Raw genomic sequence first — 14,110 nt, 5'->3', positions numbered from 1 at the left:
GATTACAAAAGGGAAACAAATAAACAATTAAACTTGTTGATTTACAAATCGAATTGCTTGATTTTTCTATATAATGTTCTTTCTGAGATACCTAATTCTTTAGCAGCTAACTTTCGTTTGTTATTATTGCGCTCTAAAGCTTTTTTTATCAGCTCAAATTCTTTTTCTTGTAACGAAAGACTTTCTTCAATCTCTTCTATATGATCATATCTGTCTTCTTGTGGTTGAAAGGCATCCTCTTTTTGAGCAGGAATAATTTCAACTAAATTATCCTCTTCATTTTCATCTCCATATATTTTTTGAATGAGCCGTTGATTATCTTCTTTAACTTGAACAGAATTCCCATTTTCCATTAACTCTAAAGTAAGTTTCTTTAGATCATTAATATCATTTTTCATGTCAAACAAAACCTTATAAAGTATTTCTCGCTCATTGGCAAAATCAGTATTTGAACTATTCGATTTGTTATCAATTAACGCTGGGAAATTACTGCTATATTCTGGGAGATAACCCTTTAAAGTATTGGCCGAAATCATTCTGTTTTGCTCAATAACAGATATTTGTTCAGTTATATTTCTTAGCTGCCTGATATTTCCACGCCAACTATAATTCAATAAAATTTTAACAGCATCTTCTTCCAATCTTATCGTTGGCATGTTATATTTTTGAGCAAAATCTGATGCGAACTTTCTAAATAATAAATGAATGTCATCTTTACGTTTTCTAAGCGCCGGTAAATGAATTTCAACCGTACTTAAACGATAGTATAAATCTTCACGAAACTTTCCTTTTTGAATAGCTTCCATCATATGCACGTTGGTTGCGGCTACGATACGTACATTGGTCTTTTGTACCTTACTTGAACCAACTTTTATAAACTCACCGTTTTCTAATACACGTAATAAGCGTACCTGTGTTGGTAACGGAAGTTCTCCCACTTCATCAAGAAAAATAGTACCTCCATCTGCAACTTCAAAATACCCACTACGAGTTTGTGTTGCTCCTGTAAAAGCACCTTTTTCATGACCGAAAAGCTCACTATCAATAGTGCCTTCTGGAATGGCACCACAATTTACAGCAATATATTTGGCATGCTTTCTATGTGAAAGTTGATGAATTATTTTTGGTATACTTTCTTTACCAACGCCACTTTCGCCAGTTACCAATACTGAAATGTCTGTTGGAGCCACACGTAATGATTTTTCAAGAGCACGATTAAGTGCTATATCATTACCAATAATTCCGAAACGCTGTTTTATGGTTTGTAAATTATCCATATCTATATCTCCATAAAAGGGAGCTTATTTTATTTTTATTTCTACCTGAACAGAAATTGTGTTAATTATTTTCTGAATACTCCACAGCAGTACCTATTAACGTAGTTGAAGTACAATCTTCTATTTTTACGTTAACAAAATCTCCAAGTTTATAATCTTCTTTTGGGAAAACTACGACTGTATTTTGTGTGTTACGCCCTTTCCAGTGAGCATCAGATTTCTTAGAAGTACCTTCAATTAATACTTCTTCTATATTGCCAATATGTTCTTTGGTACGATGTAAACTATGTTCCTGTTGTAAATTGATGATTTCTTGTAAGCGGCGCTTTTTGGTTGCCAAAGGAACATCATCTTCCATTTTTTTCTCTGCCAAAGTTCCCGGACGCTCAGAATAGGCAAACATGAATCCGAAACTATATTTCACAAAATTCATCATTTCTAAGGTGTCTTGATGATCTTCTTCGGTTTCACCACAGAATCCGGCTATCATATCTTGACTTAAAGCCATTTCAGGAATAATCTTGTAGATATTATTTACCAATTCCATATATTCTTCACGAGTATGTTGGCGATTCATAGCTTTTAAAATCTTGTTGCTACCACTTTGCACGGGTAAGTGAATATACTTGCAGATGTTATTATGCTTTGCCATGATGTGGATAACATCTAAGGTCATGTCTTGAGGATTAGATGTTGAAAATCGGAAACGCATTTTTGGAAACTCCGTAGCACACATATCTAATAATTGTGCAAAATCCACAGCTGTTGCTTTCGCAATTTCAGATGCTTTTTTGAAATCTTTTTTCAATCCACCACCATACCATAAATAGCTATCTACGTTTTGACCAAGAAGGGTTACTTCCTTAAAATTTTTATCCTTTAATTCGTTAATTTCTTGAATAATACTTTTTGGATCTCGGCTACGTTCTCTACCCCTTGTAAATGGCACTACACAAAAGGTACACATATTGTCACATCCTCTAGTGATAGAAACAAAAGCGGAAACACCATTAGAGTTTAAACGAACGGGTGATACGTCACCATAAGTTTCATCTTTGGAAAGTATAACATTGACTGCGTCTCTGCCTGCTTCAACTTCTTGGACTAAATTTGGGAGATCACGATAGGCATCTGGCCCTACAACTAAATCTACAATCTTTTCTTCTTCTAAAAATTTAGCTTTTAAACGTTCTGCCATGCAACCAAGCACACCAACCTTCATAGAAGGATTAATGTCTTTTACCTTGTTGTAATATTGTAAACGTTTACGAACAGTTTGTTCTGCTTTATCGCGAATCGAACATGTATTAACCAATACCAAATCTGCATCTTCTAATTGTTGCGTTGTATTAAAACCCTCTTTGGCTAATATAGAAGCAACAATTTCACTATCGTTCATATTCATTTGACAGCCATAACTTTCAATAAATAGTTTCTTGTTATTGCCTTCAACTTGTTCGGTTACTAAAGCTTTTCCTTGCTTTTTTTCTTCTATTGTTTTCTCCACTAGTACCTTTTAAACATTGGGATGCAAATATACAACCAATTTCTATAAAATATGACAAAATGACAGTGTTTTTGTGTTGCATATTTGTTAATTTTACGACCTAACCCTTACATGCTTAATACTTGAAATTTTCATTAAGTTTTTTTTTACTTTTTTTTTATTGTTGCAGTTGCTTGGCTCAAGCCTATAATAACCAAATTGAATTCAGTTCAGATAATGATGAATTTTTACTAAGCGATCGATATTATACTAGTGGAACATTTATTGGTTATAAAAGAAGCTTAAAGAATCCATTATTCTTTAAAAAGAAAAATGCGAAATCGCAATTAGAGTTTTTATTCGGAAACCAGATATTCACTCCACAAGATAAAGACGATGACAATACAGAAGTATTTCATAGACCTTATGCCGGATGGTTGTTTGGTAAACTTAGGGTTGGTAGCATAAAGGATAAATCTGCCTTGTTTTTTGGTGTAGAAATGGGAGTTACAGGAGAGGAGTCTTTAGCTCAACGTATTCAAGATTGGGCGCATAATACTGTAGGTATAAGAAAGGCTACTTGGATAGAGCAAATTCCATATAAGGTTTTAGCAAATGTCGAAGTTCAATTTTTGAATACACTGGTATCTGGGCAAAATAACGCTTTAATACTTTCTTCGAACCCCGTGATAGGTACGAAAGATATGTTATTTAATAATAGTTTGTATTATTTTTTTGGCACATTTAATAAACTTCAAAATACATCGAGATTTACGATACTAAATAGCTCAATAACAAAAGAATTTTTTGGATTCATCTCATTTGGTCATTCGTTAGTTTTTCATAATACCTTAATAGAAGGTAGCCTCTTTAATGATGACATATCGTTTACAACTGATGCAGAAAAGAATATTTTTTCATGGAAAATAGGATTAGTGAGCAAAGGAAAGAAAGGCGTTTTTAAGTTAAGTTATAATTTCAATTCTAGAGAAACTCCTACTTCGAGAATCCATGGATTTGGTAGTATTAGCTATGCAATAAACTTTTAGTATTCTTTTTTGTTGAAACTCAATAATCTAATGAGATTTTTGCCTTAAAAAAATCAATATTTTGAGGGATACTATTTTTTCACATACATTTGTACCCTCAAAAAACCATTCATGGCAAAGAATTTAGTAATCGTTGAGTCGCCGGCGAAGGCAAAAACTATAGAAAAGTTTTTAGGGAAAGATTTCCAAGTTGAATCCAGCTTTGGGCATATCGCTGATTTACCATCGAAAGAATTAGGAATAAATGTAGAGGGTGATTTTAAACCGAAATATAGCGTTTCATCTGACAAAAAAGCAGTTGTAAAGAAGCTAAAGGATTTAGCCAAAAAAGCAGACATGGTTTGGTTAGCAAGTGATGAAGATCGAGAGGGAGAAGCCATTGCATGGCATTTATATGAACAACTAAAACTTAATGCTGAAAATACGAAGCGTATTGTTTTTCATGAAATAACAGAGAAAGCTATAAAAAATGCCGTTGCTAACCCAAGAAGTATAGATTATAATTTGGTGAATGCCCAGCAGGCAAGACGCGTACTCGACAGATTGGTCGGCTATGAATTATCACCAGTATTATGGAGAAAGGTAAAAGGTGGTTTGTCTGCAGGAAGGGTTCAATCAGTAGCAGTACGATTGATCGTTGAGAGAGAAAGAAAAATTGAAGGATTTACTCCAGAAGTATCTTACAGAATTGATGCCGAGTTTATCAATGAAAATGGTAAGAGATTTAAAGCAAAACTACCTAAGAATTTTGGTGCTCGAGAAGAAGCCGAAACCTTTTTAACATCGTGCAGTAATGCCATTTTTAAAGTTGATGATTTACAAAAAAAACCAGCAAAGAAATCACCGGCGGCACCATTTACGACATCCACTTTGCAACAAGAAGCTTCTCGTAAACTATCTTTTCCGGTAGCTAAAACGATGTTGATGGCACAGCGTTTATATGAGGCTGGTTTAATTACTTATATGAGAACAGATAGCGTAAATTTATCTGATGATGCCAGAAATGCAGCGCAAGATGAAATTACAAAATCATATGGAGCTCAATATAGCAAACCAAGAAATTTTACATCAAAAGCTAAAGGGGCGCAAGAGGCACACGAGGCCATTCGTCCTACTAATATGAATCGCCATACTGTTTCCATTGATTATGATCAAGATAGATTATATGCTTTAATTTGGAAACGAACGATAGCTTCTCAAATGGCCGAAGCACAATTAGAACGTACCAATGTAAGAATATCTAATAATAAGAATAATGAGATCTTAACTGCAAATGGTGAGGTAATCACTTTTGATGGATTTTTGAAAATTTATTTAGAAGGTACAGATGTTGAAGAAGAGGAGGCAGGAATGTTACCAAAATTATACATTAATGAGGAGGTAGAAAATAATTATATTACGGCTACCGAGCGCTATACTAGACCTCCTTCAAGATATACTGAGGCATCTTTAGTAAAACAACTCGAAGAATTAGGTATAGGTAGACCCTCCACTTATGCTCCAACCATATCAACTATTCAACGTAGAGAATATGTTGCCAAAGGTGCGGTTGAAGGTGTTGAAAGAAATTACTCGCAATTGCGATTAAAAAGCGGAGCAATTTCCGATAAAATGTTAACTGAAAAAGTAGGTTCTGATAAAGGTAAATTAGTACCAACGGATATAGGTAAAATTGTAAATGATTTTCTGGTTGAGAATTTCAGATCAATATTAGATTATGGATTTACAGCTAAAGTAGAAGAGGAGTTTGATAGCATCGCTGAGGGTAAAGAAAATTGGACAGAAATGATTAAAGACTTCTATACCGATTTTCATCCAAGTGTAGAAGATGTTGCGCAAAATGCCGAAAGAGCAAAAGGAGAGCGATTATTAGGTGTTGACCCAGAAACTGGTAAAAATGTGTATGCCCGATTGGGTCGATTCGGTGCAATGGTTCAAATTGGTGAAGCATCAGATGAAGAGAAACCAAGATTTGCAAGCCTTCAAGGAGAGCAAACCTTAAGCAATGTTACTTTTGAACAAGCCATGGACTTATTTAAACTTCCAAAAGAATTAGGATCCTATGAAGGTAAAGAAGTGGCGGTGAATGTAGGTCGTTTTGGACCCTATGTACGTTTTGACAAACAATTTATTTCATTGGATAAAGGTGAAGATCCAATGACCGTTGATATGGATCGCGCCATTGAACTTATAAAAGCAAAACAACAGGCAGATGCTCCCATAGCTACATATCAAAACTTGCCTGTACAAAAAGGCAAAGGACGTTTTGGCCCATTTATTAAATGGAATAATATGTTTATCAATGTTAATAGAAAATATGATTTTGATAATCTCTCTCAAAATGATATTGTTGAATTGATTGAAGATAAAATTCAAAAAGAGAAAGATAAATTGATACATCATTGGGAAGCTGAAGGAATTCGGGTTGAAAAAGCACGATGGGGTCGTTTTAATATTATTAAGGGTAAGACAAAGATTGAATTACCTAAGACTACCGACGCTGCAGCATTGACTTTAGAAGAGGTTCAACAAATCATTGAACAAAAAGCTCCAAAGAAAAAAACTACTAAAAGAAAAACCTCAGCTAAAAAATAATTCACTTTTTATTTTAGATTTGCTTTTTATTTCTAATCCATGAGTTTTGAAATCCTCTTACCAGTTGATAAAGCCATTGTAGCACATGCTACCTTACTTCCTGAGCAATCAATAGGAAAGACAATTAAAATTCATTCAGAACAAGCTGGGCTTCCGAAAATTGATGGAGCACAACTCGCCATTATTAGTGTTTCAGAAGATCGAAATACGGTTGATAATTTTGGATCGGGTAATGATGTTAGTACAATTCGTAAACATCTTTATCAATTATATATGGGTAATTGGTTTGCTAATATTATTGATTTAGGCGCAATTCCTAAAGGAGATACTACAGAAGATACCTATTTTGCTTTACAAGAAATATTAGTTGAATTAATTAAAAAAGGTATTGTGCCTATCATTATAGGTGGAGGGCAAGACCTAACCTATGCGAACTATCGCGCCTATGATAAATTAGAGCAAACAGTAAATTTAACAGTAGTAGATAGTCGTTTTGACCTAGGAAATTTGAACGATGAAATTTCATCGGAATCTTACCTTAGTAAGATTATTATGGAAAAACCTAATAATCTCTTTAATTATTGCAACATAGGTTATCAAACTTTTTTTAACTCACAAGACGAGATTGCTTTACTAGACAAGTTACATTTTGATATGTACAGATTAGGAGAGGTATCTAATAATGTAAAGATCGTTGAACCTGTGATGCGTGATTCAGATATTGTAAGTATTGATATTGGTGCGATTCGCCGAACAGAGGCACCAGCAAATAACAATGCCGCACCTAATGGTTTTTATGGAGAACCCACCTGTGCCATTTCTAGATACGCAGGTATAAGTGATAAAGTATCATCATTTGGTATTTATGAATATAATGCGAAGTATGATGTACAAGAACAAACAGCGCAGCTTATAGCTCAAATTATTTGGTATTTCATTGAGGGCTATAATTTTAGAATAAATGAATACCCATTCACATCAAAAAAAGACTACAAAAAATATATCGTTCCTATCGAAGATACGGCAATTAACTTTTTTAAAAGTAATAAAAGTGATCGCTGGTGGATGGAAGTGCAACACGATAATAATAAATTCCTTAGACGTACGTTAGTACCTTGCACGTACCAAGATTATTTAAGAGCTGGTAAGCAAGTTTTCCCAGAACGTTGGTGGAAAACTTTCAGAAAATTGAACTAGTAATACACTAAAGCTATTTTTTTGACGTTCTTAAAGTGATCTCGAAGCAAAATCAAGATTATTTTAATTTAAAAGTTTTATTAGAAAACGAAAGTATTACCCCTTAACGGGATTATAAATTTACATTTATGAAAAAATTAACCGTATACTTTTTACTAGCCGTTACAGTGTTAATATCTAGTTGTAAATCTGGAGATAGAGGTGAGTTAGTTGGTGTTCGTTCGAACAAAAAGTTTCTACCTGAGAAACCATTAGGAATGACTTTAATTCCTGGCGGATCTTTTACTATGGGTAAAAGTGATGAAGATGTGGTAGGTGCATTTAATTCGCCAACCAGAACAGTAACTGTTAATCCATTCTATATGGATGAAACCGAAATTACAAATGCTGAATATAGAGAATTCGTGGTAAGAGTAAGAGATTCAGTATTAAGAACGCAATTAGCATTATTAGCAGAAGAACAAGGATTCGGCGCCGAAAGTGCAGATTTAGATGGTGGGGCTCAAAATCCTGAAGGAAGTTCAGATGGCATTCAAAAGTATGCTTTCAAAAAACCTTCTGATACAGCGAATGTATACTATAAGTATATGATGGACAATTATGGAAGCTTAGGAGATCTAAATTCACCAACAGAAGGTAGAGCTCTAAATTGGGATGCAGATTTAGTTTGGGATATTAATCAATACCCTGATGAATATTATGCAGAAGCTATGGATAGTTTATATGCTCCAATTTCAGAGTCGTATGATGGTAGAAGAACTATTAATACTAAAAAATTAAAGTACCTGTACTTTACTTTTGATAGAGAAGCAGCTGCACGTAAAAGAGGTGGTAATAGAAAAGATTTTATTAAAAAGAATACAGTTGAAGTATATCCTGATACTACGGTATGGGTAAAAGATTTCAACTACTCATACAATGATCCCATGCACCAAGATTATTTCTGGCATCAAGCATATAATGATTATCCAGTAGTTGGTGTAACGTGGGGGCAGGCAAAAGCTTTTTGTGATTTTAGAACGCAGAAGAAAAATAAACACTTAGCAGGTAAGAAAAAAGGTGGAGGAAGAATCCCAAGCTTTAGATTACCAACAGAGGCTGAGTGGGAATATGCTGCTCGCGGAGGTCTAGAATATGCTAAATATCCTTGGGGAGGTCCTTACACATATAGTGATAGAGGTTGTTTCCTAGCAAACTTTAAACCAGAAAGAGGAGATTATGCGGTAGACGGAGCATTATATACGATGGAAGCTAAATCATTTGCACCTAACGACTATGGTTTATATAATATGGCCGGTAATGTTTCAGAATGGACAAATACCGCTTATAATCCATCTTCATACTACCTAGGTTCAACCATGAATCCTAATGTCGATGATGAAACGAACCAACGTAAAGTAATTCGCGGAGGTTCATGGAAAGATGTGGCATATTTCTTGGAGGTAGCTACTAGAGATTATGAGTATGGCGATTCAGCTAGAAGTTATATTGGCTTTAGAACTGTACAAGATTATTTAGGAACAAAAACGAAAGACAAAAAATAATAAAATCATGAAGTAGGAATAATTGTTAATAAATTGTTCTACTAATGATATACTAAAATTAGTATTCACAAGTTAAGTAATTAAACAAAACCCTAATAAACATTAACCTAAAACTTAAATTTTAAAATTATGGCACAATCACACAGAACAAAGAAACTATTTAACATGGCTTACGGATTAGGAGCCGCAATTGTTATTGTAGGAGCATTATTTAAAATTATGCACTTTAAAATTGGACCATTAACAGGTGGTCTTATGTTAACCATTGGTATGGTTGTAGAGGCAGCAGTATTCGCATTATCTGCGTTTGAACCAGTAGAAGACGATTTAGATTGGTCTTTAGTATATCCAGAATTAGCAGGTGGTGAAGCATCTGAAAGAGGAGCTAAAGGACAAGGTTTAACAGATAAGTTAGATGAAATGTTAGCTGAAGCACAATTAGATTCAGAAAAAATGGGTCGCTTAGCTAATAGTATTGAAAGTTTTGCTGATGCAGCTTCAAACATTGAGCCTGCAGCAAACTCAGTAGCTGCTACTAACAAATATAGTGAGCAATTATCATTGGCTGCTACTCAAATGGAGTCATTGAACAGTTTATATAAAGTACAGTATGATAGCGCTGAGCGTCAAGCACAAATGAGTGATGCGGTTGCTGAAAATACTGAGAAGTTAAAAGAGCAAATGGAATCTCTTGCAACAAACCTATCTTCATTAAATGGAGTATATGGTGGTATGTTGTCTGCAATGTCTAATAGAGCTTAAGAATTAAGCAAACTAACCAAGCATTAACCCTTAAAAACTATTAGAAATGGCAGGAGGTAAATTATCACCAAGGCAGAAAATGATTAACTTGATGTATTTAGTATTCATCGCGATGTTAGCAATGAATATGTCAAAACAAGTATTGTCTGCATTTGGTTACATGAACGAAAAAATAGCCGACTCAAATGTTTCGGCTGAGACGAAGAACGTTGCTACTTATGCAAGTTTAGCAACGAAAGCATCTGAACAACCAGAGAAGTTCGGTGATCTTAACAAAGAAGCTCAAAATATTCAGGCTTTATCTCTTGATTTTAACAATCATTTAGAAAAGATGAAGCAAGAATTGTTGACCGAAATTGAAGATCCTACAAACTACGAAACGATGGATGGCGAAGATGTAGGTAATAATTATTTCTTTAAAGGAGATGGTTTTTCTGAAGCAGGTGAGCAATATGTTGCTAAGATCAATAACTATAGAGAGAAAGTAGCTGCGGCCTTAGGAGAAAAATATAAAGGAATTGTTGAGCGTGCGAATAAGCGTTTTGATACTTCTGATCAAGATGTAGAAGGCGGTAAACAACCTTGGTTGAAAAACCGATATGAAGGATTTCCTTTAATTACTACTATTACGAACCTTACGCAAATGCAGGCGGATGTTAAGGCTACAGAGAACGAAATGTTAACTGCTATGGTACAAGGTCAATTAGAAAGTGAAGTTTCTATGACTAACTATACTACGATCTTAGTTCCTGAAACACCGGCTACATTACAAGGTAATAACTTTAAAGGTAAAGTAGTATTAGGTAGATATGATGCGAGTTTAAAACCTCATAAAGTAATCATAAACGGTAAGGAAGTTACCAATATTGAAGGTGGTGGAGCAGTATTAGATTTCCCTTCAGGTAATGTAGGTGAAAATGAAATCAAAGGTAAGTTTGTATTTAAAGAGAACGGTGAAGATGTTGAGATTCCAATTAATACAAGTTATGCTGTTGTTGCTAAGCCAAATAGCGCAGTAATTTCTGCTGATAAGATGAATGTAGTATATAGAGGTGTACAAAACCCAATTACTATATCTATGCCTGGTGTACCAGATAACGCAGTAAAAGCTACTGCTGCTGGTTTACGTAAAGTTTCAGGTATTGGTAAGTATATGATGAGTCCTGGTAAAGGTAGAGAAGTTAAGATTAGTGTATCTGCTAAATTACCTGATGGAACACCAGTTACTTCATCTCAATCATTTAGAATTAAAGATATTCCTGCACCAGTAACATCTGCGAGAGGTCAATATGGTATGATAAAAATGCCTAAATCAACTTTGCAAAAAGTAACTATAGGTGCTATGTTACCAGATTTCGTATTCGATTTAAAATTAAGAGCATCTGGATTTAGTGTTAAGGTACCAGGTTCACCAACTGTAAAAGTAAAAGGCACTAAATTTAATGCTGCTGCGATTAGAGCACTGGGTAAAGCTAGACCTGGCGATGTGGTAACTATTTTTGATGTGAAAGCAGCAATTTCTGGAAATTCTGGTTACTATTTGAAGAAAGTAGCACCATTGAATGTGCAAATAACAAATTAATATTATTTAATAGAGTATTATGAATTGGAGAGGTTTTTTAGCAATATGTGCTATAGTATTAGCAACTAACGCGATAAATGCGCAAGCTAATTTGTTAAACGCTACGATTCCTGAAGAGATAGGAGTAAAAACCGTTGAGCAAATGGCAGCAGATAACGATAGACCGTTGCCTTATGGATATATTGATGACAGAGATATATTATGGTCTAAGGTAGTTTGGGAGTATATTGATTTGAATGAAAAAATCAACTTACCATTTTACTACCCAGTTGATACCAATAATATTAGCTCAAGTAGAAGGTCTCTTTATGATACTTTATTAAGAGGAATTAAAAGTGGAGAGATCGTAGATGTGTATGACGATTCTTATTTTGAGAATAAGTTAAACTTCAAAGATGTTCAAGGACGTATGTCTAGAATAGATACAAGTGACGCTGGTATTGAATTATTAAATGCTGGTGAAACATTAACTGATGAGTACATTGATAGAAGAGACTTAACGGCTGGTGATATTACCGGTCTTAAGATCAAAGGTGTGTGGTACTTTGATAAAAGGCAAGGTGAATTAAAATACCGTTTATTAGGTGTTGCGCCGGTAGCGCCAGATGTTAACTTTATTGATGCTGAAGGAGGAGAAGATGAACTTATAGAATTATTCTGGATTTGGTATCCTGGAGCTAGAGAGGTTACTCATAATATGAAAGTATTCAATCGAAGAAACTCTGCTTTCCCACTGTCATACGATCATTTACTAAATGCTAGACGTTTTGTAGCTAGTATTTATAGAGAAGAAAATATATATGGTAATAGAGATGTTGCCGAATATATAAAAGGTAATGCATTGTTTCAAGTTCTTGAAGCCGATAGACTCAAAGAGAATATCAGAAATCGAGAGCTGGATATGTGGAATTATTAAAGAATTAAAAAGCCCGATAAAAACTTATCGGGCTTTTTTATAGAATAATAAAACTAACCGAAAATCAGCTTAAAATAATCTGATTTTACTCTTCGGTTGACTCCTAGCTTTGGCTGGGAGTTTTTTTTATGTGTTATACTAAAATCGTATCTAAATCCAGTTATTTTAGTTTCAATTTTCTTTACTATTCTAAACGAATTAATAAATGTCTTACTTACTTTTGTTATATGCAAGTAGACTATATTATTGTTGGTTTTGGTCTTGCAGGCCTTGCTTTTGCTGAGACCTTAGAACGAAATCACAAATCATACGTTGTATTTAATGATGCTTCGCAGCAGTCGTCAAAAGTGGCCGCGGCAGTATATAACCCGGTAATTTTAAAGCGATTTACACCTGTTTGGGATGCTGAAAATCAACTAGAAGTTGCACTTTCTTTCTATAAAGAATTAGAACTTAAATTTAAAGTACAATATGATTATAAGTTCGATATATATCGAATTTTAACTAGTGTAGAAGAGCAAAACGATTGGTTCGCCGCATGTGATAAACCAGTTTTGAGTAATTATATGCGCCCTCAAACCATCAAAAACCAAAATAAAGCTGTAAATGCTTCATTTGGATATGGAAAACTAACAAATACCGGAAAAATTGACGTAAAAAAGTTACTAGCTGATTATCAAAAACATCTTGAGTTAAATCAAAAGATTAAGAACGAAACATTTGTATATAATGCTATCAATTTTTCAGAGCACGGCGTAACTTACAAAGATGTTGCGGCTACTAAGATTGTTTTTTGTGAGGGCTATGGACTTCAAAAAAATCCTTTCTTTAGTTATTTGCCAATGAATGAAGCAAAAGGAGAGCTAATTACGATTCACGCTCCAGGTCTTAAGTTAAAAACAATGATAAAATCGTCATTGTTTATAATGCCACTTGGAGAGGACCTTTATAAAGTTGGCGCTACATTTAATTGGAAAGATAAAACATCTATACCTACAGAAGAGGGAAAAAAAGAATTAACAGATAAGTTAGATGCAATAGTTAATGTTCCCTATAAGGTGGTTAATCATGAAGCAGGTATTCGACCAACCGTAAAAGATCGAAGACCTTTAGTTGGGGTTCATCATAAGTACAACCAATTAGCTATCTTAAACGGAATGGGAACTCGAGGTGTTATGTTGGCACCTAAAATGGCACAATTACTTTATAATAATATTGAAAATAACAAACAATTACCTAATGAAATAGCTATTGAGCGTTTTCAATATTCGAAGCCCTAATACCATCTTCATTTTTATAATCGGCATCGTAGCCAACAAAAATATTAATATAAATCAATCGTGCTAAACGCAACGTAAATGGCGTAAATAAGATTAAAGCTATAATAATGCCTATAAATATATTGATTAGATCTAGCCCGATGAGGTATAAAATGATAAAAGTAGAGATAGACAAAGCCACTGTAATACCATACGAAACGTACATAGCTCCATAAAAAAATGAAGGTTCTATTAGGTATTTGAATCCGCAATTAGAACAATATTCCTTCATTTTTAAGACCTTTTTTAGATGCAGTGGATTGTCATCTTCAAAAAAACGTCCTTCATTGCATTTCGGACATTTATTTTTTAAAACACTATAGGTTTTGGTGCCCTTTTTTAGCATAGCTTTGATGAAAATTACATTAGATTTGCAAAGTTAA

General features: G+C 34.1%; 11 protein-coding genes. 8 read left to right on the top strand and 3 right to left on the bottom strand.

Translation table 11 applies throughout. The features are described from left to right. Nucleotides 1-41 precede the first annotated feature (41 nt). Nucleotides 42-1,277, bottom strand: coding sequence for a sigma-54 interaction domain-containing protein (locus AC1EUU_RS07935; RefSeq protein WP_480200881.1), 1,236 nt, complete (start codon nt 1,275-1,277; stop codon nt 42-44). A 61-nt stretch (nt 1,278-1,338) separates the two neighbouring features. Continuing rightward, nucleotides 1,339-2,784, bottom strand: coding sequence for a tRNA (N6-isopentenyl adenosine(37)-C2)-methylthiotransferase MiaB (gene miaB / locus AC1EUU_RS07930; protein WP_480200880.1), 1,446 nt, complete (start codon nt 2,782-2,784; stop codon nt 1,339-1,341). Between the two features lie 122 nt (nt 2,785-2,906). Between miaB and AC1EUU_RS07925 the strand changes: the two genes are divergently transcribed. The 8 genes from AC1EUU_RS07925 (at nt 2,907) to AC1EUU_RS07890 (ending at nt 13,688) form a co-directional block, all read left to right on the top strand. After that, nucleotides 2,907-3,812 (top strand): lipid A-modifier LpxR family protein, encoded by a 906-nt coding sequence (locus tag AC1EUU_RS07925; protein WP_480200879.1) that lies wholly within the window; start codon nt 2,907-2,909, stop codon nt 3,810-3,812. A 111-nt stretch (nt 3,813-3,923) separates the two neighbouring features. Further along, nucleotides 3,924-6,407 (top strand): type I DNA topoisomerase, encoded by a 2,484-nt coding sequence (gene topA / locus AC1EUU_RS07920; protein ID WP_480200878.1) that lies wholly within the window; start codon nt 3,924-3,926, stop codon nt 6,405-6,407. 39 nt (nt 6,408-6,446) lie between these two features. Next, complete coding sequence (locus AC1EUU_RS07915) at nt 6,447-7,604, top strand: formimidoylglutamase (protein WP_480200877.1); 1,158 nt, start codon at nt 6,447-6,449, stop codon at nt 7,602-7,604. Nucleotides 7,605-7,732: 128 nt separating this feature from the next. Next, nucleotides 7,733-9,148, top strand: a complete 1,416-nt coding sequence (gene porK, locus AC1EUU_RS07910) for a T9SS ring complex lipoprotein PorK/GldK (RefSeq protein WP_480200876.1) — start codon at nt 7,733-7,735, stop codon at nt 9,146-9,148. A gap of 129 nt (nt 9,149-9,277) precedes the next feature. Then, nucleotides 9,278-9,910 carry a type IX secretion system motor protein PorL/GldL gene (porL, locus tag AC1EUU_RS07905; protein WP_480200875.1) on the top strand — a complete coding sequence of 211 codons (633 nt, stop codon included), beginning with the start codon at nt 9,278-9,280 and terminating at the stop codon, nt 9,908-9,910. 46 nt (nt 9,911-9,956) lie between these two features. Next, entirely contained in the window at nt 9,957-11,492 is a 1,536-nt protein-coding gene (porM, locus tag AC1EUU_RS07900; RefSeq protein ID WP_480200874.1) for a type IX secretion system motor protein PorM/GldM, read from the top strand. 19 nt (nt 11,493-11,511) lie between these two features. Then, a complete protein-coding gene (gene porN / locus AC1EUU_RS07895) occupies nt 11,512-12,408 on the top strand; it encodes a type IX secretion system ring subunit PorN/GldN (RefSeq protein WP_480200873.1) in 897 nt (298 codons plus the stop codon). A gap of 227 nt (nt 12,409-12,635) precedes the next feature. Beyond that, nucleotides 12,636-13,688: an NAD(P)/FAD-dependent oxidoreductase gene (locus AC1EUU_RS07890; protein ID WP_480200872.1), complete on the top strand. Its 1,053-nt coding sequence runs from the start codon at nt 12,636-12,638 to the stop codon at nt 13,686-13,688. On the opposite strand, the gene AC1EUU_RS07885 is transcribed toward AC1EUU_RS07890, so the two are convergent. Continuing rightward, a complete protein-coding gene (locus tag AC1EUU_RS07885; RefSeq protein WP_480200871.1) occupies nt 13,657-14,073 on the bottom strand; it encodes a DUF983 domain-containing protein in 417 nt (138 codons plus the stop codon). The two genes, AC1EUU_RS07890 and AC1EUU_RS07885, sit on opposite strands and share 32 nt — an antisense overlap. Nucleotides 14,074-14,110: the final 37 nt, after the last annotated feature.

The sequence above is a fragment of the Maritimimonas sp. 2205BS37-2 genome (assembly GCF_056591755.1).
This window is presented reverse-complemented; position numbering and strand designations above follow the sequence as displayed.

Bases quoted from the DNA above. Each gene is read 5' to 3' on its own strand.
- AC1EUU_RS07935 (WP_480200881.1), bottom strand. From the start codon at position 1,277: ATGGATAATTTACAAACCATAAAACAGCGTTTCGGAATTATTGGTAAT.
- topA (WP_480200878.1), top strand. From the start codon at position 3,924: ATGGCAAAGAATTTAGTAATCGTTGAGTCGCCGGCGAAGGCAAAAACT.
- AC1EUU_RS07915 (WP_480200877.1), top strand. From the start codon at position 6,447: ATGAGTTTTGAAATCCTCTTACCAGTTGATAAAGCCATTGTAGCACAT.
- porK (WP_480200876.1), top strand. From the start codon at position 7,733: ATGAAAAAATTAACCGTATACTTTTTACTAGCCGTTACAGTGTTAATA.
- porL (WP_480200875.1), top strand. From the start codon at position 9,278: ATGGCACAATCACACAGAACAAAGAAACTATTTAACATGGCTTACGGA.
- porM (WP_480200874.1), top strand. From the start codon at position 9,957: ATGGCAGGAGGTAAATTATCACCAAGGCAGAAAATGATTAACTTGATG.
- porN (WP_480200873.1), top strand. From the start codon at position 11,512: ATGAATTGGAGAGGTTTTTTAGCAATATGTGCTATAGTATTAGCAACT.
- AC1EUU_RS07890 (WP_480200872.1), top strand. From the start codon at position 12,636: ATGCAAGTAGACTATATTATTGTTGGTTTTGGTCTTGCAGGCCTTGCT.
- AC1EUU_RS07885 (WP_480200871.1), bottom strand. From the start codon at position 14,073: ATGCTAAAAAAGGGCACCAAAACCTATAGTGTTTTAAAAAATAAATGT.